Source organism: Venatoribacter cucullus (assembly GCF_016132445.1).
Taxonomy (GTDB): Bacteria; Pseudomonadota; Gammaproteobacteria; order Pseudomonadales; family Oceanobacteraceae; genus Venatoribacter; species Venatoribacter cucullus.
The window spans coordinates 2,714,668-2,737,103 of sequence record NZ_CP046056.1 but is presented as its reverse complement, the minus strand read 5'-3'; the positions used below and the strand labels follow the sequence as shown (position 1 = coordinate 2,737,103).

The following is a 22,436-nucleotide window of genomic DNA, read 5'->3' as shown; positions in this document are numbered from 1 at the left end:
CTACCATTCCAACTCATCAAAATGATCAATGCCCGGAAATTGCCCGCCGCGCTGCGGGGTTTTCTGGCTGTCCGGATGGAAAATGGTCAGCAACCAGCCGATGCCCCAGCGGGCGGCGGATTCTAGCACAGCCTGACTGTCGTCAATCAGCAGCGTGCGGGCCGGGTCGAAGGCTTCGTCACGGTGCAGATGGTCCCAGAAGCCGGCGCTTTCTTTCGGTTCACGGTAATCGTGCGAGCTGATCACCCGGTCGACCAGTTTATCGAGGCCGGTGCGCTCCATTTTTAATTGCACGCTGTCGCGGTGGGCGTTGGTAACAATCACCGTGCGCTTGCCCAGCTCGCGCAGACGGGCGAGAAAATCATGGACGTGCGGCCGGAAGCCGATTTTATGCTGCACATCGCGTTTCAGTTCGGCCACCGGCAGGCCGGTGAGGTCGGTCCAGAAATCCAGGCAGTACCAGTTGAGGGTGCCGCGCAGGCCAACGAAGCTTTTGTTCAGCTCGCTCAGGGCCTCTTCTTCGCTCAGGCCGTGGTGCTCGGCATAGCGGGCCGGCAGGTGCTCCAGCCAGAAATAGTTGTCAAAATGCAGGTCGAGCAAGGTGCCGTCCATATCCAGCAGCACGGTATCAATTTGTTGCCAGTCAGGCAGACTCATAGGGTTATACTCCGGTGCGAGACCGACATTGTAAGCAGGGTAGCCATGCATAAAAAACCTGAAATTCTGCAACGGCATGTTGTAGCCCAGAGCCGCCTGTTCCGGGTGGAGTCTTTTGATCTGCGTTTCAGCAACGGGGTTGAGCGGACTTATGAGCGTTTGGTGCCCGGTGGTTCCGGCGCGGTGATGCTGGTGGCGCTGCTGGACGATAAGACGGTGGCTCTGATCCGTGAGTACGGCGGCGGCATCGAGGATTACACCTTAACCCTGCCGAAAGGCGCCATTGATCTGGGTGAGAGCCTGCGCGATGCCTGCAACCGTGAGCTGCAGGAAGAAATCGGCTACGCCGGACGCGAGTTTATCTGGCTGAAAAAACTCAGCCTGTCGCCAAGCTATATGAAAAGCGGCATTGATGTGGTGCTGGTGCGTGATCTGTACCCGTCGCAGCTGGAAGGGGATGAACCCGAGCCGCTGGAACTGGTGCCCTGGTCGCTGGAGCGTCTGCACGAACTGTACGCCCAGGAAGACTGCACCGAAGGCCGCGCCATTGCGGCGCTGGCCTTAACCCAGGAGTTTCTGGCCGGCCGCTTCAGCGGCACGCCGCTGTAAGTGTCACAACAACAGCGTTAACGCCAGAATCAGCGGGCTGAGCAGCGTACAGATTACGTTGGCGGCCAGATAGGGCGGGTGCTCACCCAGTGCCGCGCCCTGCACGAACGCCCCGCGCACCGCCACCACGCCCGGTGCCAGACCGATCAGGGTCAGCCAGGATGCGGCCGGGAATAAACCAGCCAGAATCCCCCCCACCACCACCGCAATCGCGGCCAGCCAGAAGCCGGTAAAGATCTGTGCTGAGCGCTTAACGCCCCAGGCGATCAGGGCATGGTAGCGGCCGGCCTGACGGTCGGCGTCGATATCCGGAAACTGGTTCAGCAGCAGCAGGTTATTCACCAGAAAGAACGGCAGTAAGGACGCCAGCCAGGCACGGCTGTCGACGCTGCCGGCCAGCAATAAATGGCTACCGGCGACCATCAGTACGCCAAAACCCAGCCCCGGAGCAATCAGACACAGCAGCGGGTTGCGGTTAATCGGCCCGGTGTACAGCACAATCAACGCGGCACCGAGCAGGCCGAAGGGCAGAATGCTCCAGCCGCTGCGGACAATAAAAAACAGACCAATAGCAATCACCAACAGCAGGGTAACAATGCCGCCGGCCAGCACCAGGCGGGCCGCGGTCGGTTGCGCCGGTAAGGCGCCGGTGCCTCCGCTGAAGGGAGTGCGGCGGGTGTTGAAATCCAGCCCGCTGCTGAAGTCCTGATACTCGTTGAGCATGTTTACACTGACGTGCGCCAGTACGCCGCCCAGCATAATCAGCCCCAGCATCAGCCAGTCCATACCCGCCCCGGCCTGCAGGCTGGTGGCCAACCCCAGGGCAATGCACACCGGCGGCAGCAGTAAAAAGTTGCCGCGCATGGTTTTCACCACGGCCAGTGGCCGGGAGAGGGCGATGCTGTTCACAATGACTTCCTTGCTTGCAGAGAATCTTAATAAGGGCGCTATCTTGGCCGAATTTGTAAAAAGCGCCAGTAGGCGGACTGGCAAAGCTATTTTTTATTCCATTGGGGTCTAATTTAATAAATTTATATTCTTTTTTGTAATCTTAAGCCTGCTCTACTATGCCAGCCTGCAAAAACCCCGAGGATTTGGCCGTGGATTGGCAAGGCTGGTTTGCTCTTACTCTGACTGCTGGTGTGTTACTGACGCTGATTTTTACCCGCGTGCAGCCGCATATTGCCATGATGGCGGCCCTGACCCTGCTCAGTGCCACCGGTATTCTGACCAGCGCTGAGGCTTTGGCGGGTTTCAGCAACAGCGGCCTCATTACCGTGGCGGCGATGTTTGTGGTGGCCGCCGGTCTGCACAGCTCGGGCGGTATCGATATTCTGGTCAACCGTTTACTGGGGTCGCCCGGTACTCTGCGTTCGGCCATGCTGCGGATTTTCGGCCCGGTGGTGTTTCTCAGCGCCTTTCTGAACAACACCCCGGTGGTGGCGACCATGATTCCGGCCATTAACAGCTGGTCGCAGAAAATCGGCATTGCCCCATCCAAGCTGATGATTCCCCTCAGCTATACCGCCATTCTCGGCGGCACCCTGACCTTAATCGGCACCAGCACCAACCTGGTGGTGAATGGCCAGTATCAGGCGCTCACCGGCCGTGATGGGTTGTCGCTGTTTTCCATTACCGCCGTCGGTTTGCCGGTGGCACTGGTTGGCCTGCTGTTTATGTGGCTGGTATTTCCGCGTCTGCTGCCCGACCGCAGCAATAAGAAAGCCTTTACCAACCTGCGCGAATTTACCCTCGAAGTGTCGGTGGCCAGCGATGGCCCGCTGGTGGGCAAAACCGTTGAAGAAGCCGGCCTGCGCGAGCTGGAGCGGGTGTATCTGGTGGAGATTGAGCGCTGCGAAACGGTACTGACGGCGGTGGCCTCTGAGCAACCTTTGCAGGGCGGTGACCGGCTGGTGTTCGCCGGTGATACCGAAGCCATTTCTGAACTGCTGCGCATTAACGGCATTGTGCCGTCGGCGCTGGAAAACGATAACGCCCTCAGTAAACAGCGCGCCGAGCGTTGCCTGGTGGAGGCCGTGGTGTCACCGCACTGTGCGGCCATTGGTCAGGCCATTCGTGATGCCCAGTTCCGCGACCGTTACGGTGCGGTGGTGCTGGCGGTAGCGCGTAACGGCGAACGGGTGCAGGGCAATCTGCGTTCTATTAAGTTGCAGGCCGGCGATACCTTATTGCTGGAAGCGCGGCCGGCGTTCGTCAGTCGTCAGCGCTTTAACAAAGACTTTTTGCTGGTGAATGACCTGGGCAAAGAAACCCCGCGCCATAACCGCGCCTATCTGGCCTGGTTTATTCTGCTGACGGTGGTGGGGCTGGCCGGCTGCAATGTGATTTCCATGCTCAATGCCGCGCTGGTGGGTGCCGGCCTGATGCTGATCACCGGCTGTCTGAATGTAAACCAGGCCGAGCGCAGCCTCGATCTGACCGTGATTATTACCATTGCTGCCTCTTTTGCCTTAGGAGCTGCGCTGCAAAAAACCGGTGTGGCGGCCTGGATTGCCGGCAACATTGTGCACCTGAGCGATTACCGCCCCTGGCTGATGCTGGTGCTGACCTATGTAGCGGTTTCCCTGCTGACTGAAGTGATTACCAACAATGCCGCCGCCGTGATTATGGTGCCCATTGTGATTGAAATTACCGAAAAAGCCGGCGTCACACCGGAGCCCTTTATTTTCGCCATTATGATGGCCGCCTCGGCCAGCTTCGCCACGCCGCTGGGCTATCAGACCAACCTGATGGTGTACGGCCCGGGCGGTTATAAATTCAGCGACTTCCTGCGCGTGGGCGTGCCCATGAATATCCTTATTGGTGCTGCCACCATCGCGGTGCTGCTGGTGCTGTGGCCGCTGTAATATCAGCAACACTCCGCTGTGCACCGGTTCACAATGACAGCAACCGGTGCCATTCATTCTTGCATCACTGCCATTGCTCGTTTACATTCCGCCCCCGTAAAGGATTACACCCCCATCATGCCGCCTGCGGCAACTGAATGGATGCAGTCTTTTGTCATAACACTCGCAGCAATATCTCGCTCACCAGATACGACCGGCACCACGAACCGGCTTCTGGTATTGGCGTTATTGCGTCCGGAATAAGCCCTGGTCAGGAGAAAGGAATGAAATCGGCCATTGTTATACTCTCATCGCTACTGTTATTAACCGCGTGCGGTGGCGGAGGCGGCGGCAGTGATAGCGACAGCAGCAACGATGCTCAGCCGCGGTACACCGTCAGCGCCACTGCGGGTGCTGGAGGCACTGTTTTCCCACCGTTACAGAGCCTTGATCAGGGCCAGCAGGGCCAAATCCACATTATGCCTTCAACGGGGTACGATATTGGCTCGGTTGATGGCTGCAGCGGCACACTCAACGGCAATCTGTTTATCACCGCACCGGTTAACAATGACTGCAGCATTACTGCCACCTTCGTCGCTCAGACAGGAGATCAGCGCTATACCGTCAACGCCAGCGCAATCGGTGGCGGATCAGTGTCACCTTCCGGGCAAAAAGTGCAACAGGGGACTACCGGTGTCATAACCGTAACACCGGATACTGGCTATACCATTGATCAGGTCATCGGCTGTAACGGCACCCTGAGCGGCAACACCTATACCACCAGTCCGGCTACTGGGAACTGTGAGGTTGTGGCCACGTTCCGCCAGAACCAGTACAGCGTTACCGCAACCGCCGGTAATGGCGGCTCTGTGACGCCGACCAGCCAGACCATCCGTCATGGCAGCACTGGCACGCTGATTCTGACACCGGATACCGGTTATGCCATTGAATCCGTATCTGGCTGTAACGGCACTTTGAACGGCAACACCTTTATCACCGGGCCGGTGACCGAAGCATGCAACATTACTGCAACCTTCAGCACCCGAACCGATGATGTGCAATACACCATCAACGCCAACGCCAGCGTTGGTGGGTCGGTATCACCTTCCGGGCAACAAGTGCAACAGGGTGCTACCGGCGTCATAACCGTAACACCGGATACTGGCTATACCATTGATCAGGTCTCCGGCTGTAACGGCACCCTGAGCGGCAACACCTTTACCACCGGGCCGATGACAGCCGCCTGTGCTGTAACGGCCACGTTCAGCCTGAATCAATATGAGGTAACCGCAGCCGCCGGTAACGGTGGCTCTGTTACCCCGACCAGCCAAAGCATCGGACATGGCAGCACCACCACGCTGAGTGTGATACCGGATACTGGTTATGCCATTGATCAGGTCTCCGGCTGTAACGGCACTCTGAGCGGCAACACCTTTACCACCGGGCCGGTGACGGCCGCCTGTGTAGTAACGGCCACGTTCAGCCAGAACCAGTACAGCGTAACCGCAACCGCCGGCAATGGTGGCTCTGTTACCCCGGCCAGCCAGAGCATCGGATATGGCAGCACTGGCACGCTGATTCTGACACCGGATGCCGGTTATGCCATTGCATCCGTATCCGGCTGTAACGGCACTCTGAGCGGCAACACTTTTACCATCGGGCCTGTGACCGGGCCGTGTCAGATCAACGCCACCTTTACCAACCTATTGCAGCAGTTTACAGCCAGCGCCGGCGACGCACTGATCGATCTGAGCTGGCAGGCGGTGCTAGATACAGATGTCTCGAGGTATTGCATTTATCACGCCACCAGCCCGGACATCGATCCCAAGGTTCCTGCAAGCTATGAAACGGGCGGGCGCACCTGTTTCAACGCCCCGCTCACGCAATACCGCCTTGATAACCTGAACAATATGACCACATACTATGTGGCCGTTACTGCAGAACTGCCAAGAAGAGGCCTGGTGCTCATCAGCCATGAGCGCAGCGCCACCCCCATACCAGCAACGCCCTGGGCCACCCGACTGCATTATGGCAACCTCAGTGTGGCCTATTTCACCGATGAGCCAAGCGGCGATCCTTTCCGGCATCTGCAACTGAGCTGGCCGGAAGAACCGGATGCCGATTATGCCCTTTATGTTGCCACTCAGCCGACCACCAATCTGGATCATTACGCCGCCGATGGCGCAACGTTGCACCTGAATGTTCAGCCGCCCTTCGTGTTGCCCGATGTGATCAAAAATAAACCGCTGTATCTGGCGCTGGAAAAAAATGGCCATCTGATCGGCTGGACCAGTTCAACCCCAACAGAGCCCCAACTCAACGGAGAGGTGCTCACCCAGGCCATGCTGAACGACGTGCGCTATGTGGGCGGCTCTTTTACCCACATTGCAGCGCCTACAGGGAATGCCACGGCATTACCACCGGCAGGCTCAGGTAATGAGCATGCGCTGGCGTTTCCGCTGGTGAATGGAACAGCACTCGCCATTGCAAGTGATGGACAGGGGGGGTGGTATTTGGGTGGCAACTTTACCGAAGTGGATGGTCAGCCACGCGCCCGGCTGGCGCATGTCAACGCACTGGGGCAACTGACCGACTGGAACCCGGGTGCCAATCGCACGGTGCTCACCCTCGCCGTGCACAATAACGTGCTCTACGCCGGCGGCGAGTTTACTCAGGCCGGCGGCCAACCGCGTAACTACTTAGCCGCGTTTACGGTGGCGAATGGGTCAACTTCTGGGAATAGCGCCACCCTGCTGGACTGGAACCCGGGCGCCAATTACTGGGTAAACACCCTCGCCGTGCACAATAACGTGCTCTACGCCGGCGGCAGCTTTTCTCAGGCCGGCGGCCAGCCGCGTAACCGCTTAGCCGCGTTTACGGTGGCAACCCCCGGAGATGCCGCCACCCTGCTGGACTGGAACCCGGGCGCCAGTGGCCGGGTAAACACCCTCGCCGTGCACAATAACGTGCTCTACGCCGGCGGCTGGTTTACTCAGGTCGGCGGCCAGACGCGTAACTACTTAGCCGCGTTTACGGTGGCGAATGGGGCAACTTCTGGGAATACCGCCACCCTGCTGGACTGGAACCCGGGCGCCAATGGCGAGGTACGCACCCTCGCCGTGCACAATAACGTGCTCTACGCCGGCGGCGGGTTTACTCAGGCCGGCGGCCAGCCACGTGAGCGCTTAGCCGCGTTTACGGTGGCGAATGTCGCCACCCCGGGCACCCTGCTGGACTGGAACCCGGGCGCCAATCGCTCTGTAGAAACCATCGCCGTGCACGATAACGTGCTCTACGTCGGCGGCCAGTTTACTCTGGCCGGCGGCCAGACGCGTAACCGCTTAGCCGCGTTTACGGTGGCGAATGGGGCAACCCCCGGCACCCTGCTGGACTGGAACCCGGGTGTTGACGGTCGGATTGCGGCACTGGCGGTCAGCCCCGGAGCCATTCTGGCCGGCGGCGATGGTGGTTTAGTCGGTCGTGGGCGCCATCAGGCCCAGCCTTATCTGGCGGCATTCGATCGTCAGGGTAATTTGTTGCCCTGGAACCCGGGCCCCAACAGCGCGGTAAGCACCCTTGCCGTGCACAATAACGTGCTCTACGCCGGCGGCTGGTTTTCTATGGTCGGCGGCCAGACGCGTGCGTTCTTAGTCGCGTTTAGTGTGCCTAATGGAACAACCCCCGGGGAAACCGCCACCCTGCTGGACTGGAACTCGGGTGTCAGTGGCACTGTTCGCACCCTCGCCGTGCACAATAACGTGCTCTACGCCGGCGGCGAGTTTACTCGGGCCGGCGGCCCGACGCGCCAGACGCGTAACACCTTAGCCGCGTTTTCGCTGGCTGATGGGGCACTGCTGAACTGGAACCCGGGCGCCAATGGCTCGGTAAACACCCTTGCCGTGCACAATAACGTGCTCTACGCCGGTGGCAGGTTTACTGAGGCCGGCGGCCAGCCGCGTGAGCGCTTAGCCGCGTTTACGGTGGCGAATGGGGCAACTCCGGGCAACCCCGCCACCCTGCTGGACTGGAACCCGGGCACCAATGACGAGGTACGCACCCTCGCTGTGCACAATAACGTGCTCTACGCCGGCGGCTGGTTTACTCAGGCCGGCGGCCAGACGCGTAACCGCTTAGCCGCGTTTACGGTGGCGAATGTCGCCACCCCGGGCACCCTGCTGGACTGGAACCCGGGCGCCAATAACTGGGTAGAAACCCTCGCAGTGCACGATAATGTGCTCTACGCCGGCGGCTACTTTACTCAGGCCGGCGGCCAGACGCGTTACTACTTAGCCGCGTTTACGGTGGCGAATGGGGCAACCTCCGGAGATACCGGCACTGTGCTGAACTGGAACCCGGGCAGCGGCTCAACTGTTCGTTCCCTGATCATTGACAATGGGCAGATTCTGGGAGGGCGAGAGGAATCTAGTGACGGCAATCCCCTGTTCACCATCACTCCGGAGGGCGAGTACCTGCCCTGACGGGCGGAAATACCGCACCCGGCCACCTTGCTGATTGCTCCCAACCCCGCTCCAGCGGGGTTTTTTTATACCCGCACACGGTGTAATGCCCGTTACCAGCGCGGCCCCCTGAGCAGCCGCCGGGATCTGGCCTGGTTTATTCTGCTGACGGTGGTGGGGCTGGCCGGCTGCAATGTGATTTCCATGCTCAATGCCGCGCTGGTGGGTGCCGGCCTGATGCTGATCACCGGCTGTCTGAATGTAAACCAGGCCGAGCGCAGCCTCGATCTGACCGTGATTATTACCATTGCTGCCTCTTTTGCCTTAGGAGCTGCGCTGCAAAAAACCGGTGTGGCGGCCTGGATTGCCGGCAACATTGTGCACCTGAGCGATTACCGCCCCTGGCTGATGCTGGTGCTGACCTATGTAGCGGTTTCCCTGCTGACTGAAGTGATTACCAACAATGCCGCCGCCGTGATTATGGTGCCCATTGTGATTGAAATTACCGAAAAAGCCGGCGTCACACCGGAGCCCTTTATTTTCGCCATTATGATGGCAGCCTCGGCCAGCTTCGCCACGCCGCTGGGCTATCAGACCAACCTGATGGTGTACGGCCCGGGCGGTTATAAATTCAGCGACTTCCTGCGCGTGGGCGTGCCCATGAATATCCTTATCGGCGCCGCTACCATCGCGGTGCTGCTGGTGCTGTGGCCGCTGTAAGCGGCCTGTCTGGTGAATTTCCCCTGGCTTGTTCTGCTGCAGTGAGCATGCTTCACTGCCGGCACTGATGTTGTAGCCAGAGGATAACAAGAATGAGCAACAGCGGACCGAACCGCGCCGAACACATGGCGCAGGCCGATACCCATCCGGTGTTCAACCAGCCGACGGCGCTGGAAAATTTCAACACCTATCTGAGCGATACCACGCTGCAATATTGGGTGGCGGCTTACGGTGGCGATTGGGCCAATGAACAATTAATGGCTTACGGCCAACGCTGTGGCGGCGATTTAATTGAGGCGGGTTTTCAGGCCAACGAAAACAAGCCGGTGTTTTACCCGCACGACCGTTTTGGCAACCGCGTCGATTTAGCGAAATTCCATCCGGCCTATCACGAGCTGATGCGCACCGCGATTGAGGCCGGGATGCATTCGCTGCCCTGGTTGCAGTCAAATAAAGGCGCGCACGTCGCCCGCGCCGGGCTGGTGTATCAGCACATGAACGCCGATGCCGGTTCCGGTTGCCCGCTCACCATGACCTTCGCGGCGGTTCCGGCGCTGCAACACGCACCGGCCATTGCCAAAGACTGGCTGCCGAAAATCTTCGCCCCGGTGTATGACGAACGCAACGTACCGTATTTTGACAAACAGGGCGTCACCATCGGTATGGCGATGACCGAAAAGCAGGGCGGCTCCGATGTGCGCGCCAACACCACCCGCGCTTATCCGCTGGGTGAACAAACCGGTAACGGGGCGGAATACGAACTGATCGGCCATAAATGGTTCTGCTCCGCGCCCATGTGCGATGCCTTTCTGGTGCTGGCGCATACCGACAACGGCTTAAGCTGTTTTCTGCTGCCGCGCTGGTGTCCGGATGGCAGTAAAAATGCTCTGTTTATTCAGCGTCTGAAAAATAAACTCGGTAATATTTCCAACGCCTCGTCGGAAGTGGAATTCCGCGGTGCCTTTGCCTGGATGATCGGCGACGAAGGCCGTGGTGTGCGCACCATTATTGAAATGGTGTCGATGACCCGCTTCGACTGCATGATCGGCTCGGCGGCACTGATGCGCGGCGCGCTGGCACAAGCCATACACCACACCGCCGGCCGCAGTGCCTTTGGCAACAATCTGCACGATCAGCCGCTGATGCAGAACGTACTGGCCGATTTAGCGCTGGAAAGCGAAGCCGCGCTGGCCATCACCATGCGCGTGGGTCATGCGCTGGATAATCTGCAGGATGAACAACAGAATTTATTCGCCCGCTTAGCCACCGCCGTGGGCAAATACTGGATCTGCAAACGTGCACCGCATTTTGCTTACGAAGCCATGGAATGCATCGGCGGCGTGGGCTATGTGGAAGACAATATTCTGCCGCGCATTTACCGCGAAGCGCCGGTCAATGCCATCTGGGAAGGCTCGGGCAATGTGCAGTGTTTAGATGTGCTGCGCGCCATGCAGAAAGAACCGGCAGTCGTCGAGGCTTTCTTTAATGAACTGAAAAATGGTCTGGGACACTACCCGGTTTACGATCAGTTTTTGCAGGATTTACAGGGCGAATTTTCCGATCTGGCGACGCTGGAATACCGCTCGCGTACGGTGGTGGATAAGCTCGCCGTGGCGTTGCAGGCCAGTGTGTTGATTCAGAAAGGCGATGCTTTAATTGCCGATGCCTTTGTGCGCTCACGCATTGCCCGTAACGGTGCGTTTAATTACGGCACCCTGGAGCCGGGCATCGACTGCCGCGCCATCATGCAGCGCGCACAGCCGAAGTTGTAAGCGTAATGGCGCTGTGATGACAGCGTATTTATTTCAGTGCTTTTTCCAACACCAAGGCCAGCCGCACGCTGGCCTTTTTCAGTTGCAGCTCCAGTTGCGGGGCAAAGGTGTCGCGGTAATCCGGGCCAATGTTATGGCTGGCCGGCAGTTGTGCATAAACCGCGCGGGTGATCTGCAGCGACTCATTGGCCCAGCTCAGCGCATCGCCCTGCTGCCACTGCTGTTTCTGCCCTGAAATCGTTGTCAGCCATTGCGGTGCTTGTTTACGGAAATTGCGTTTACCCAGAATGTCGCCGTCGAACAGGTGATGCAGATTGGTTTTATCCCCCAGAAAACGTACGCTGGTGCGATTGCCACCGCGGTCATCGAAATAACTGACGTGCATCGGCTGATGCAGGTCAGCTATAAAATGACTCAGAAATAACAACGCCTGCCAGTCTGTGTCGGGTTTGTTGTGCAGGCGTTGCTGCATCGTCGTAATCGCCGACAACAGGCAACCCTGTTTGGGGCAATCGCTGGTCGACACACTGGTAGCGCTGCGTGGAACATTCACAAAATGCCAGGGCTTGGTGTGTTCATAGCGCTTCTGATCGCGGACATTATCCGGCCAGGCACAAGCCACAGAAAAGTGTTTTTCCGGACTTTTGGCCACCAGCGCGTCGACTTTTTTCTGCGTGGCTGCGCTGAGCTGAGCATAGGCCATCTGGCACACCAGCGCATGGCCCTGAAAATCAAAGGCCTGGGTGGTGTGAGCCATCAATGTCAGAGTCATTACCAATAAAAATCGCATAACCATTTTCCTTGTTGGGCGTTGCGCGTTAGGCGTTAGAGTTTTCTACGGTGCACGCCAAACCCTCAACCCTGAACGCTCAACCTTAGTGAGCTTGCTCCCAGTTATCACCAATGCCTGCTTCCACCACCAAGGGTACATTGAGCGTGGCGGCTTGTTCCATTTCAGTGCGTACCGCTGTGGCAAAATCTTCGGCTTGAGCGGCGGCCACTTCAAACACCAGTTCGTCGTGTACCTGCATCAGCATGCGCGCATCATAACCGGCGGTTTGCAGCCAGCCCTGCACACGGATCATCGCGCGCTTAATAATATCGGCCGCCGTGCCCTGCATGGGCGCGTTAATGGCCGTGCGTTCGGCGTGCTGACGACGCGGGGCATTGCTGCTGCGGATTTCCGGTAAATACAAGCGGCGGCCGAAAATGGTTTCGACATAGCCTTTGTCTTTGGCCTGCTCGCGGGTGTTGTCCATATAGTCGCGTACGCCCGGGTAGCGCTGGAAATACAGGTTCACATATTCCTGCGCCTCACTCCGGCTGCAGCCAATTTGTTTGGCCAGACCAAAGGCCGACATGCCATAAATCAGACCGAAGTTAATGGCTTTGGCAGCGCGGCGCTGGTTATCGGTAACGTCCTGCTCTGGTACGCCGAAAACTTCGGCGGCGGTATGACGATGAATATCGCGGCCTTCAGCAAAGGCGGTTAATAAGCTCTGGTCGCCGGATAAATGCGCCATAATCCGCAGCTCAATCTGGCTGTAGTCGGCAGCCACCAGTTTGCAGCCGGGGGCGGCAATAAAGGCCTGCCGGATCTTGCGGCCTTCTTCCGAGCGGATGGGAATATTCTGTAAATTCGGATCGGTAGACGACAAGCGGCCCGTCGCTGCCACGGCCTGATGGTACGAGGTGTGTACGCGGCCAGTGCTGGCGGCGATCATGGTCGGCAGCTTATCGGTGTAGGTATTTTTTAATTTCGCCAGACCACGATGTTCCATTAACAGGCTGGGTAATTCATGGCCTTCATCGGCCAGTTCCTGCAACACTTCTTCAGCGGTAGAAGGCACGCCTTTCGGGGTTTTTTTGCGTACCGGCAGCTGCAGTTTTTCAAACAGAATTTCGCCTAGTTGTTTGGGTGAACCCAGATTAAATACCTGGCCGGCCACATTGTGCGCTTCCTGCTCTAATTGTTGCAGGCGCTGTTCAATCTGCTGGCTTTGCTCGTGCAGTAAATCGGCATCAATTAAGGCGCCCTGTTCTTCCATGGCGCACAAAATGGGCATTACCGGCATTTCAATCTCGGTAAACACCCCGGCCAGTTCCGGCGTTTGCTGTAATTGCGGCCATAAATGCTGATGCAGACGCAGGGTGATATCGGCATCTTCGGCGGCGTAGGGGCCGGCCACCTCAACGGTGATTTTATTGAAGGTCAGTTGCTTGGCACCTTTGCCGGCAATGTCTTCAAAACTGGTGGTTTTATGGCCCAGATATTTCAGCGCTAAGCTGTCCATGTCGTGACGGCTGGCAACGGAATCGAGCACATAGGATTCCAGCATGGTGTCGAACTGCACGCCGCGCAGGGCAATGCCATGGTTGGCCAGAATGTGCATGTCGTATTTCATGTGCTGACCGACTTTTTTGTGCTGCTCACTTTCCAGCAACGGCCGCAGTTGTTCCAGCACGGCTTCGCGGTTTAATTGCGCCGGGGCACCGTCGTAATCATGCGCCAACGGCACATAGGCGGCTTTGCCCGGTTCAACGGCAAAGGATAAACCCACCAGAAGCGCTTCTTTGTAATTGAGCGCGGTGGTTTCGGTATCGAACGCGAAGAGTTCAGCTTTTTTCAGCACACTGATCCAGCGCTCCAGCCCAGCCTGTTCGAGAATAATATCGTACTGAACATCGCTTACGGCAGGAGCGGCCGGGGCCGGTTTTGCGGCGGCACTGGCAGGGCCGGCGGAGGCGGTTAATTCAAACGCCGGGGCGCTGTCTTTACTGCTGTCAGTCGGGTTACTGAGCTCGGCAATCCAGGCTTTGAATTCCATCGCCTGAAATAAGGCCAGCAGCTGGTCGTTGTCGGCCGCGCTGCTTTTAATATCCGGCAGGGAAAAATCCAATGTCACATCGCATTTAATCGTTGCCAGGGTTTTGGATAAAAAGGCGTCGTCTTTATGTTCTTCCAATCGCGGCGCAAGGGTTTTGGCGCCACGGAAATCCAGCGTCGCCACCTTATCCAGATTGGCGTAAATATCCTCAAGACTGCCTAAGCCCGCCACTAACCCGACGGCGGTTTTTTCACCCACTTTCGGCACGCCGGGAATGTTATCGACCTTGTCGCCCATTAAGGCTAAATAATCGACGATGTGCTGCGGTGGCACGCCGAATTTTTCCTGTACGCCAGCCTCGTCCAGACGGGTATCGGTCATGGTATTGATCAGTGATACATGGGAATTCACCAGCTGTGCCATGTCTTTATCGCCGGTGGAAATCACCACTTCCTGATTGTGCTGAATCGCCTGATTGGCCAGCGTGCCGATTACGTCATCAGCTTCCACGCCGTCGATAATCAGCAGCGGTAAACCCATGGCGCGGATAATGTCGTGAATGGGTTCAATCTGTTCGCGCAGTTCGTCCGGCATGGGCGGACGATGCGCTTTGTATTCCGGGTAAATATCGTTGCGGAAGGTTTTGCCCTTGGCATCGAATACCACCACCAGTTGGGAATCGGTAAAGTCTTTCTGCAGTTTGCGGATCATGCTGATCACGCCCTTCACCGCATTGGTGTGCAGACCTTTGGAGTTGGTCAGCAACGGAATGGCATGAAAGGCGCGGAACAGGTAAGAAGAACCGTCTACAAGAACGACAGGCCTGGACATAAGGAATTCCCCGGCGGGTGGTGAATGGAACAGCAAAGGCGCAGTTTACAGGCGCTGCATAGGCATTTCGACCCTGCCGGCGTACAATACAGCCACTTTCAGCCAACCGGGGCGCCCGCTATGAAACTCCGTTCTTTTGCTTCCATGCTGCTGTTGCCGAGCCTGTTGTGGTCTGCCTCTGTCTTTGCGGCCAACCCGGCGGACGAAACGGTGATTATTCGCAACGATGGCGATAACACCTATTACGAATACCGTGTGAATGGCGAAATTACCGAAATCAAAGTCGTGCCGAAAAAAGGCCCGGCGTATTATCTGGTGCCCTCTGCTCAGGAAGACGGTGAGTTTGTGCGCAAAGACCAGCCGGAAATGCGCGTACCCAAGTGGGTCATCTTCCGCTGGTAACAGCGTCTTCAGGCGGCAGCGTCCGTGCGGCTGCCAGCAACGGTCGTAATCTTTATGTCGGTCTATACCCCGCTCAGCACCGCTGAGCTTGAGCATTTCCTCAGCCGCTTTGCCCTTGGTTCGCTACAGAGCTTTCGTGGCATTACTGCCGGTATTGAAAACAGCAATTTCTTTGTGAGCACCGGCGCTGGTGAGTATGTGCTTACAATTTTTGAGCATCATACTGCTGACGAAGTGCAGGATTTTGTGCGGCTGGCGCGGCATCTGGGCCAACAGGGCCTGCGGGTGCCGGCGCCGGTGGCTGACCGCCAGGGTGAGTGGCTGCACCAGCTGAAACACAAACCGGCCATTCTGTGCCCGCGCTTACCCGGTGAGCATATTTCCAATCCCCAGCCTGAGCATTGCGCCGCCATTGGCAGCGCACTGGCGCAGCTGCACATAGCAGCGGCCGATTTATCGCCCATGCGGCCGGATAACCGTGATTACCATTGGTGGCTCAGCACCGGCCCGCAGCTGGTGAGCGCGCTGAATGAGCAGGAACGTGGCTTGCTGGAAGATGAATTGGCTTATCAGACCGCGCACCGGGCCGATTGGCTGGCGTTACCCCAGGGCTGGATTCACGGCGATTTATTTCACGACAATGCGCTGTTCAGCGATGACGGCCAGGTTGCCATTCTGGATTTATACAACGCCAGCGCCGGCGCGTTGCTGTACGACCTGGCGGTGGTGGCCAACGACTGGTGCTGTGATGTGAATGGTGTGTGGAAAGACGGCTGTGTTGAGGCGCTGCTGAGTGGCTACCAGACTGTGCGGCCGTTAACCGCTGCCGAGCAGGCCGGCTGGAATCTGGTGTTGCGGGGCGCTGCGCTGCGTTTCTGGCTGAGCCGCTTATTAACCCGCCGGCTGCAACAGCAACAGGCTGGTGAGCTGGCGCTGCAAAAAGACCCGGCTGAGTTTATGCAAAAATTGCTGCGCCGGCGGGCTCAGTAAGCTGAATTAAGGAGCCTCTGAATAACTCTGCACAGCTCTGCGCGAGTCTTTCCGGGCTGTAGAGCAAGGCGGTGAGCGCAGAGAATGGCGAGCCCTTTTCAAGTTCGCCAACGCCGCTATACGGCCCGGAAAGCCGCGCCCTACGGGGATTGCAGGAAAGCCCTGACTCGGTGTCGCCGGGTTTTGACAGAACCCGCTATGCCTGCAACCCGGCTTCGTGATTCAGAACTTTCCTGTAATCCAGAGCGGGCACCGAGTTATTCAGAGGCTCCTTAACACCGGTAATAATTCTTCATCACTCCAGTACCCCTGCGCCCGGTACCACAGGGCTGCAAGGTAGCGCATTTGTGCCTGGGCAAATTGCCAGTGCTGCGGGTTGCTGACACCGTAACTGTGCAGCAGCTGTGCTTCTTCCGGCGGGCTGAGTGTCGTTTGTTGCAGCAGCGCGGCCAAATCCCACAGCGGGTGGCCCAGAGCGGCGTATTCCCAATCCAGCAGCACCAGTTTGCCGTCGGCCGTTTCAATCCAGTTGGCCGGCGTCGGGTCCATGTGGCAGAGCGTGCGGCGGGCATCCGGTGCGCCCTGCAGCCGGCTTTGCAGCAGCGGGCGTAAATCCAGCAGCGGGCTGTGGTTGGTTTGCGCGGCAATGCTGTCCCAGTAATGGGCGGCTTTATCGCCAATGCTTAATACCGGTATGTCGGCGGGGGTTGGCAGCTGGTGTATCTGACGTAATTGCAGTGCCATATTCTGCAGCCTTGGCAGGGTTAAATCCTGCGGCTGCAGTGTGCGGCCGGGAATGTAATCACGAATCCAGTAGTGCTGCTGCGGCGCTCGGTAACGGATGGTTGGCGTCAGGCCTTTGCTGGCCAGTAAGCGATGGATACGGAATTCGGCATCGCGGTTAATATCCAGTGCCTGGCTGTTATGGCCTTCCAGCCGCAACACATATTGGCCACCGTCCAGCTGCAGTAAAAAACACTGGTTGGTTAAACCGCCGGGTAACGGCCGGATGTGTTCCGGGCGTGGCTGTTCGGCACAAAAGGGCCACTGTTCCCAGTCATTTAAAATGCTCAGCATAAGGCGTTGTCCACAGCTGCATTTTGGCTGGTATTTTGTAGCTGTTGTTTTTTTTGCTGCTGTTGACGATACAGCGGCAACCACTGGAACCAGCCGATAATTACCAGCACCACATACACCGCCATTAATAACGCGGTTAAATAGAGCTCACGGTCGAGGTACAAAACAATGGCGGCGCTGTCGACCACAATCCAGTACAGCCAGTTTTCCAGCACCCGTTTGGCCACCATCCAGGTGGTGAGCAGCGCGCCCCAGGTGGTAAAAGAATCCAGATAGGGCAGCGCGGCTGCGGTGTTTTTTTCCAGTAAATAACCGCTGACTGAACTCAGCAATAATACGGCGCTGATCATCACTGCATGGCGCGGCAGGCTCCAGCGCACAATGGGTTGATGGCTGTGCAGATCGGTCGCCGCCGGTGCCGCTCCGCCGCGCCATTGCCACCAGCCATAGAAGGCCATCACCACATAATACACACTGAGCGCCGATTCCATTGGCAGGCTGACATCCCAGAATAAAAAAACATAAATTGTGCTGCTGACCAGCGCCGCATACCAACAGAGAATATTGTTGCGCATGGCCAGCAACAGATACGCAACCCCTGAAATAACGGCCAGCACTTCCCAGCCGCTCATGGCGGCGATGGCGTGTTGGATGTTGCTGGTGAGTTCAGTCATGGCATGACTCCGGAGATTTCAGAGGATCGATTATTTTCGCTGAGGATTAGGGGTTGAGCGTTCAGGGTTGAGGGTTCGGCGTGCACCGCAGAAAATCCCAACGCCCAACGCTTCAGCCATGCGGCTTTAACGCCGGATCCAGATTGGTACCAATAAATTTGCACACGAAAATATTTTTGCCAAAGGTTTGCCAGCTGTAGGCCATGGCCTCTTTTAAGGTGTTCATCACCAGTTCCAGTTCGCCGAACACCTGCGTGCTCATGGTGTTGGTAACCACGGTTAAACCCGGCACCTGATTCATCATGTCGATAAAGGTTTTGATGGCCGGAATATAGTCATCGGCTAATGGGTAGCTGCTGATTTCAACGGAGATTTGCATGGTTTTTCCTTAACAGGTTGGGGTTCAGAGTATGGGGTTGAGCGTTGGGCGTGCGCTGCAATTAATGCCCGTGCACACCGAACCCTGAACGCCCAACTCTGAACCAATGAAGTTTAAAAGGAATATTTTCCTTCCAGCATAATTAAACGCGGTTCGCCCAGCTGCACATAGCGGCTGGAAGCCGGGTTTTTACTGTCATTATTAAAACCACCAAAGCCGCGGGTAGCGACATCGCGGTCGGCCAGGTTGCGGCCGCTGAGGGCAATTTCATAGGCGGCCCGCTGGTAACTTAAACGGGCATGCCATAACGCATAGCCGGAGGATTTTTCATCATGGCTGTCGGAAAAATAAAAACCGGATTTGGCTTCAGTTTCCACCCGTAAGGCCAGCGCGCTGGTGAAGTTCCAGGTGATCGCAGTCGCCAGACTGTGTTCCGGTGCGTGCGCCTGCGAACGCCCGGTTTTATCCACCAGGTCACCGTCTTCGTTGGTGTAACGGTAATCGACAAATTCCGTATTCAGATAACCGTAACTCAGTTCCCAGTGCAGGCGGTTGCTCAGTTGCCAGTTACTTTCCAGTTCCAGACCGTAATTACGGCCTTCGGCGGCGTTGGCCAGATAGTCCATAAAGTTGCTGGAGTTCGGAATGGGGTAAGAGCTTTTAACCTGCTGGTCTTTGCGCTGAATATAAAACAGTGCCAGGCGGGTTTGCAGACGATCGTCCTGCAGGGACGATTTCAGCCCCAGCTCGGCAGTATTGTTGTATTCCGCATCGAAGGTGCGGCGGGCGGCGCTGATATCCGGGTCGGTATTAATGCCGCCGGCTTTGTAGCCGCGCGCGACGGAGCCATACAGCAGATGATCGGTGTGCAGCTGATGTTCCAGCACCAATTTTCCACCGTACAGCGTCTCATCGGTATTTTCGGCAATGTTATTGTCGGCCGGATTCAGCGCGTTGGCATTATCGGTAAAATCGTTTTGCCATTGCTCGGCACGGATGCCGTAAATAACCCGTGTAGTGGCGCTGAACTGGGTTTGCAGTTCGGCGTAAACCGAAACGGAATCGGTGTTCAGGTCGCTGAGGTAAGGTGCCGGGTCCCAGCTGTAGTTACGCTGCAGATCTTCTTCGCGTTGCAGCAGATAGGCGCCAACGGCCCAGTCGGTGCTGTTGTTAAACAGGCGACCGTCAGTGCCGGAGAGTAACCGCACATCCAGGCTGTGACGGCGGAATTCACGCTGATATTCATCGAAACCAGCGCCCCAGAGTTCGCCATACCCCGGGTTTACCCAGTCATCATCATAGCTGTACAGCGCATCATTGCGGCTGCCGGTAACGGTGGTTTCCAGCGTTACGGCGTTGTTCAGCCGGCGTTGTAAATTGAGCGCTAAGGCATGGGTTTCCTGGGTGTCTTTTCCCGGTTCGTCGGCCAGCGAGGTACGGGAATTATCCACGGTAAAGGCGTCGTAACCGTTGTTAATATTGGCGTACAGGTAGGTCAGGCCGATGTCGGTCAGGGCATCGGGTTGCCAGGCCAGTTTGGCGCGCACTAGCTGTTCGTCGATGTTCTGGGTGTCATCGCGGTTCAGGAACGCGTTATCCATGTAGCCGTCGGACTGAAAACCCTGCACCGCAATGCGGCCCTGCAGGTTATGGCTGAGGCTGCCTGATAAGGCACCGCCGAGGCCGTAGCTGTTGTAATTACCCAACTTGCCGCGCACATAGCCTTCGGTCTCTGTGGTGGGCGCGGCGGTGGTAATGTTGATCATGCCGGCCAGGGCGTTGGCACCAAAGCGGGTGCCTTGCGGGCCGCGCAGAATTTCCACCTGCTGCACATCGAATAAGGTGGCGGCGGCACCGAGGCCGGTCATGTCGATGCCATCAATCAGCAAACCCACCGACGGGTTCACCGGGTCGATAAACTGGCTGCGTTCACCAATGCCACGGATCTGGTAATAACGGCCACGCGAGGAACCGGAAGAAAAGTTCACGTTGGGAGCAAAGCTTAAAATCTGTTCCAGATGCTCGGCCGAACGGGCTTCGATCTGCTCACGGTCCACCACGGTAACGGCTTCGGGCAGTTGCTGCACATCGGTGTTGCGGAAGTCGGCGGTTACGGTCTGAGTGCCCAGATTGACGGCGTCAGCGGCATGGGTGGCCAGTGGTGTGAGCAGTGCCAGCAAGGCGGCAGAGGTTTTTTTCATTGGGGTTAATCCTTAAAAAATACTAAAGAAAAACCCGGTTACGTGCGTAGGGGCGGACTGCGCCGCCTCTCGATTGTGATGCCCAGCCAGCGGTTTTTCGGCAGCATTGTGCGCGGAATAACAGCCGGACTGCGCCCCCATTCCTACGCCGGTACTAACCGGATCAGGTTCTAGGGGTTCACCGTTGTGCGGCCATTCGGCCGACAGCAACTCTGGTATCTCAGGCCGGGTTTAACAGCACCGGCCACCCCCTGGGACGCGGCCATAATACGCTTTTTTGCGGTGAAGGAAACCCACGCCGAAAGTGGCAGCAGGAATTACCCTTCCTGACAATAAAAGCGCTTGAAAATGGCGTAAAAATCACCATTCTTGCACTCAGAAAAATGGGCAAAAAACCCACTCCTGAATCACACAAACGAGGTAACGCAGATGATGCGGATTATTTTATTCCTGGCCACTAACCTGGCGGTGGTGCTGGTGGCCAGTATTACGCTGTCGCTGCTGGGCGTGGGCAGTTATCACGCCCAGGGCGGCCAGCTGGATATGGCCAATCTGATGGTGTTCTGTCTGGTGTTCGGTATGGCCGGCTCGCTGGTGTCGCTGTTCCTGTCCAAGTGGATGGCGAAGAAATCCATGAACGTGCAGATCATCGACCGCCCGCATAATGCCGGTGAGCAATGGCTGTTAAGCACGGTAAAAGAACTGTCGGAAAAGGCCGGTATCGGTATGCCGGAAGTGGGTATTTTCAGCTCGGCATCGCCCAACGCGTTTGCCACCGGCTGGAACCGCAATAACGCGCTGGTCGCCGTGTCGACCGGCTTGCTGCAGCGTATGGATAAAGATCAGGTGAAGGCGGTACTGGGCCATGAAATCGGCCACGTCGCCAACGGCGATATGATTACCCTGACCCTGATTCAGGGCGTGGTAAACGCCTTTGTGATGTTCTTCGCCCGTATCATCGGTAACTTTGTTGACCGCGCCATTCTGAAAAACGAAAGCGACAGCCCCGGTATTGCCTTCTATGTAGCGACCATTGCGGCGGAAATTGTGCTGGGCATTCTGGCGTCCACCATCGTCGCCTGGTTCAGCCGTCGCCGTGAGTTCCGTGCCGATCAGGCCGGTGCCGAGCTGGTCAGCCCGGCCGCTATGATCAGTGCGCTGGCGGCTCTGCAGCAAACCTACGATCAGCCCAGTGAGCTGAACGGTGAGCTGGTGGCTTTCGGTATTGGCGGTGAGGGTAAATTCTCGGCGCTGTTCTCCACCCACCCGCCGCTGGAGCGTCGTATTCAGGCGCTGCGTGAGCGTTACAGCCGTTAAGTAAGGTTATTGCCAGCGCGGCTCCGGCAGCGCTGGCAATTCTCCCTGCGCCAGTTGTTGCGCCCGTTCCGGCGCGACGCCCAGCGAGCGCAATACCAGCTCTGCACAATCGCTGCCGGCATCGCGCCAGGTACGCAGCCCTTGCCGCACCAGATAAATCGCCCCCAGCACCGAGCTGCCGATCATGGTGATAACGCCCGACAGCTGATCGGTGCGCACCTGATAATGGCCGCGCTGAATGCCGTCCAGCAACAGCTGCACCGGCGCTCCGGCACCCAACCGGCGTAACGCTGGGCTGGTAAAGCCAAAGCGGCTGATAAATTGTCCCCAGGCCGGTTCTTCATGGGCGCGTTTAATGTACAGGCGGATAGCGGTGGCCAGCCGGCTGTCGCTGTCGTGACAGTGGCGGAAGCTTTGCACAATGCGCTGGTTCATTTCCCGGGTCAGGGCTTCGGACACCTGCTCGAACAGGGTTTCAACCGAATCTACATGGTTGTACACCGTGCCGCGGGCCACGCCGGCCTGTTCGGCCAGTTCCCGCACGCTGACCTGGGTAACGCCTTTTTCGGCAAACAAATACAGCGCGGCGCGATAAATACGGCGCTGCGCCGGGGTTAAACCGGGTTGTGTCATGGTTCGCTCCTCACCGGCAATACGGGGCCCGCCACATGCAGTG

Annotated in this window: 17 protein-coding genes and 1 riboswitch; of the genes, 8 read left to right on the top strand and 9 right to left on the bottom strand. The window is 57.5% G+C overall.

Going from position 1 to position 22,436, the window contains the following annotated elements; translation table 11 throughout:
• Positions 1–657, bottom strand: a complete 657-nt coding sequence (gene yrfG, locus GJQ55_RS12900) for a GMP/IMP nucleotidase (protein ID WP_228345374.1) — start codon at positions 655–657, stop codon at positions 1–3.
• 45 nt (positions 658–702) lie between these two features.
• Between yrfG and nudE the strand changes: the two genes are divergently transcribed.
• Positions 703–1,266, top strand: a complete 564-nt coding sequence (gene nudE / locus GJQ55_RS12895) for an ADP compounds hydrolase NudE (RefSeq protein ID WP_228345373.1) — start codon at positions 703–705, stop codon at positions 1,264–1,266.
• A gap of 3 nt (positions 1,267–1,269) precedes the next feature.
• Here the strand turns inward: nudE and GJQ55_RS12890 are convergent, their stop codons facing one another.
• Positions 1,270–2,175: a prenyltransferase gene (locus GJQ55_RS12890; RefSeq protein WP_228345372.1), complete on the bottom strand. Its 906-nt coding sequence runs from the start codon at positions 2,173–2,175 to the stop codon at positions 1,270–1,272.
• 191 nt (positions 2,176–2,366) lie between these two features.
• On the opposite strand from GJQ55_RS12890, the gene GJQ55_RS12885 reads away from it, so the two are divergent.
• The 4 genes from GJQ55_RS12885 to GJQ55_RS12870 all read left to right on the top strand — a co-directional run bounded on the left by GJQ55_RS12885 (position 2,367) and on the right by GJQ55_RS12870 (position 11,061).
• Positions 2,367–4,133, top strand: a complete 1,767-nt coding sequence (locus tag GJQ55_RS12885) for an SLC13 family permease (protein ID WP_228345371.1) — start codon at positions 2,367–2,369, stop codon at positions 4,131–4,133.
• Between the two features lie 137 nt (positions 4,134–4,270).
• Positions 4,271–8,590, top strand: a complete 4,320-nt coding sequence (locus GJQ55_RS12880; RefSeq protein WP_338149181.1) for an InlB B-repeat-containing protein — start codon at positions 4,271–4,273, stop codon at positions 8,588–8,590.
• A gap of 27 nt (positions 8,591–8,617) precedes the next feature.
• Positions 8,618–9,289 (top strand): SLC13 family permease, encoded by a 672-nt coding sequence (locus GJQ55_RS12875; protein ID WP_228345369.1) that lies wholly within the window; start codon positions 8,618–8,620, stop codon positions 9,287–9,289.
• A gap of 92 nt (positions 9,290–9,381) precedes the next feature.
• Positions 9,382–11,061 (top strand): acyl-CoA dehydrogenase family protein, encoded by a 1,680-nt coding sequence (locus tag GJQ55_RS12870; protein ID WP_228345368.1) that lies wholly within the window; start codon positions 9,382–9,384, stop codon positions 11,059–11,061.
• Between the two features lie 28 nt (positions 11,062–11,089).
• Here GJQ55_RS12870 and GJQ55_RS12865 read toward each other — a convergent pair whose 3' ends face one another.
• Both GJQ55_RS12865 and polA read right to left on the bottom strand, forming a co-directional pair.
• Positions 11,090–11,851 (bottom strand): S1/P1 nuclease, encoded by a 762-nt coding sequence (locus GJQ55_RS12865; RefSeq protein WP_228345367.1) that lies wholly within the window; start codon positions 11,849–11,851, stop codon positions 11,090–11,092.
• An 85-nt stretch (positions 11,852–11,936) separates the two neighbouring features.
• Entirely contained in the window at positions 11,937–14,720 is a 2,784-nt protein-coding gene (polA, locus tag GJQ55_RS12860) for a DNA polymerase I (protein WP_228345366.1), read from the bottom strand.
• Between the two features lie 120 nt (positions 14,721–14,840).
• Here polA and GJQ55_RS12855 point away from each other — a divergent pair, with 120 nt between their 5' ends.
• Together GJQ55_RS12855 and GJQ55_RS12850 are read left to right on the top strand one after the other, a co-directional pair.
• Positions 14,841–15,122 (top strand): DUF2782 domain-containing protein, encoded by a 282-nt coding sequence (locus tag GJQ55_RS12855; protein ID WP_228345365.1) that lies wholly within the window; start codon positions 14,841–14,843, stop codon positions 15,120–15,122.
• A gap of 54 nt (positions 15,123–15,176) precedes the next feature.
• On the top strand, positions 15,177–16,112 hold the full coding sequence (locus GJQ55_RS12850) for a homoserine kinase (protein ID WP_228345364.1): 936 nt from the start codon (positions 15,177–15,179) through the stop codon (positions 16,110–16,112).
• Positions 16,113–16,373: 261 nt separating this feature from the next.
• On the opposite strand, the gene GJQ55_RS12845 is transcribed toward GJQ55_RS12850, so the two are convergent.
• The 4 genes from GJQ55_RS12845 to GJQ55_RS12830 all read right to left on the bottom strand — a co-directional run bounded on the left by GJQ55_RS12845 (position 16,374) and on the right by GJQ55_RS12830 (position 20,443).
• Positions 16,374–17,189 carry a choline/ethanolamine kinase family protein gene (locus tag GJQ55_RS12845; RefSeq protein WP_228345363.1) on the bottom strand — a complete coding sequence of 272 codons (816 nt, stop codon included), beginning with the start codon at positions 17,187–17,189 and terminating at the stop codon, positions 16,374–16,376.
• Positions 17,183–17,863 (bottom strand): nicotinamide riboside transporter PnuC, encoded by a 681-nt coding sequence (gene pnuC, locus GJQ55_RS12840; RefSeq protein ID WP_228345362.1) that lies wholly within the window; start codon positions 17,861–17,863, stop codon positions 17,183–17,185. Before pnuC ends, GJQ55_RS12845 begins: the two co-directional genes overlap by 7 nt.
• A 112-nt stretch (positions 17,864–17,975) precedes the next feature.
• Positions 17,976–18,242, bottom strand: coding sequence for a YkoF family thiamine/hydroxymethylpyrimidine-binding protein (locus GJQ55_RS12835; RefSeq protein WP_228345361.1), 267 nt, complete (start codon positions 18,240–18,242; stop codon positions 17,976–17,978).
• 113 nt (positions 18,243–18,355) lie between these two features.
• Positions 18,356–20,443 carry a TonB-dependent receptor gene (locus GJQ55_RS12830; protein WP_228345360.1) on the bottom strand — a complete coding sequence of 696 codons (2,088 nt, stop codon included), beginning with the start codon at positions 20,441–20,443 and terminating at the stop codon, positions 18,356–18,358.
• A gap of 123 nt (positions 20,444–20,566) precedes the next feature.
• A riboswitch (TPP riboswitch) is annotated at positions 20,567–20,705 on the bottom strand.
• A 167-nt stretch (positions 20,706–20,872) separates the two neighbouring features.
• Here GJQ55_RS12830 and htpX point away from each other — a divergent pair.
• Positions 20,873–21,760: a protease HtpX gene (htpX, locus tag GJQ55_RS12825; RefSeq protein ID WP_228345359.1), complete on the top strand. Its 888-nt coding sequence runs from the start codon at positions 20,873–20,875 to the stop codon at positions 21,758–21,760.
• A gap of 6 nt (positions 21,761–21,766) precedes the next feature.
• Here the strand turns inward: htpX and GJQ55_RS12820 are convergent, their stop codons facing one another.
• Positions 21,767–22,393: a TetR/AcrR family transcriptional regulator gene (locus GJQ55_RS12820; RefSeq protein ID WP_228345358.1), complete on the bottom strand. Its 627-nt coding sequence runs from the start codon at positions 22,391–22,393 to the stop codon at positions 21,767–21,769.
• Between the last annotated feature and the right edge of the window lie 43 nt (positions 22,394–22,436).

Bases quoted from the DNA above. Each gene is read 5' to 3' on its own strand.
- GJQ55_RS12830 (WP_228345360.1), bottom strand. From the start codon at position 20,443: ATGAAAAAAACCTCTGCCGCCTTGCTGGCACTGCTCACACCACTGGCC.
- GJQ55_RS12865 (WP_228345367.1), bottom strand. From the start codon at position 11,851: ATGCGATTTTTATTGGTAATGACTCTGACATTGATGGCTCACACCACC.
- htpX (WP_228345359.1), top strand. From the start codon at position 20,873: ATGATGCGGATTATTTTATTCCTGGCCACTAACCTGGCGGTGGTGCTG.
- GJQ55_RS12870 (WP_228345368.1), top strand. From the start codon at position 9,382: ATGAGCAACAGCGGACCGAACCGCGCCGAACACATGGCGCAGGCCGAT.
- pnuC (WP_228345362.1), bottom strand. From the start codon at position 17,863: ATGACTGAACTCACCAGCAACATCCAACACGCCATCGCCGCCATGAGC.
- polA (WP_228345366.1), bottom strand. From the start codon at position 14,720: ATGTCCAGGCCTGTCGTTCTTGTAGACGGTTCTTCTTACCTGTTCCGC.
- yrfG (WP_228345374.1), bottom strand. From the start codon at position 657: ATGAGTCTGCCTGACTGGCAACAAATTGATACCGTGCTGCTGGATATG.
- GJQ55_RS12820 (WP_228345358.1), bottom strand. From the start codon at position 22,393: ATGACACAACCCGGTTTAACCCCGGCGCAGCGCCGTATTTATCGCGCC.
- GJQ55_RS12880 (WP_338149181.1), top strand. From the start codon at position 4,271: ATGGATGCAGTCTTTTGTCATAACACTCGCAGCAATATCTCGCTCACC.
- GJQ55_RS12845 (WP_228345363.1), bottom strand. From the start codon at position 17,189: ATGCTGAGCATTTTAAATGACTGGGAACAGTGGCCCTTTTGTGCCGAA.
- nudE (WP_228345373.1), top strand. From the start codon at position 703: ATGCATAAAAAACCTGAAATTCTGCAACGGCATGTTGTAGCCCAGAGC.
- GJQ55_RS12850 (WP_228345364.1), top strand. From the start codon at position 15,177: ATGTCGGTCTATACCCCGCTCAGCACCGCTGAGCTTGAGCATTTCCTC.
- GJQ55_RS12855 (WP_228345365.1), top strand. From the start codon at position 14,841: ATGAAACTCCGTTCTTTTGCTTCCATGCTGCTGTTGCCGAGCCTGTTG.
- GJQ55_RS12835 (WP_228345361.1), bottom strand. From the start codon at position 18,242: ATGCAAATCTCCGTTGAAATCAGCAGCTACCCATTAGCCGATGACTAT.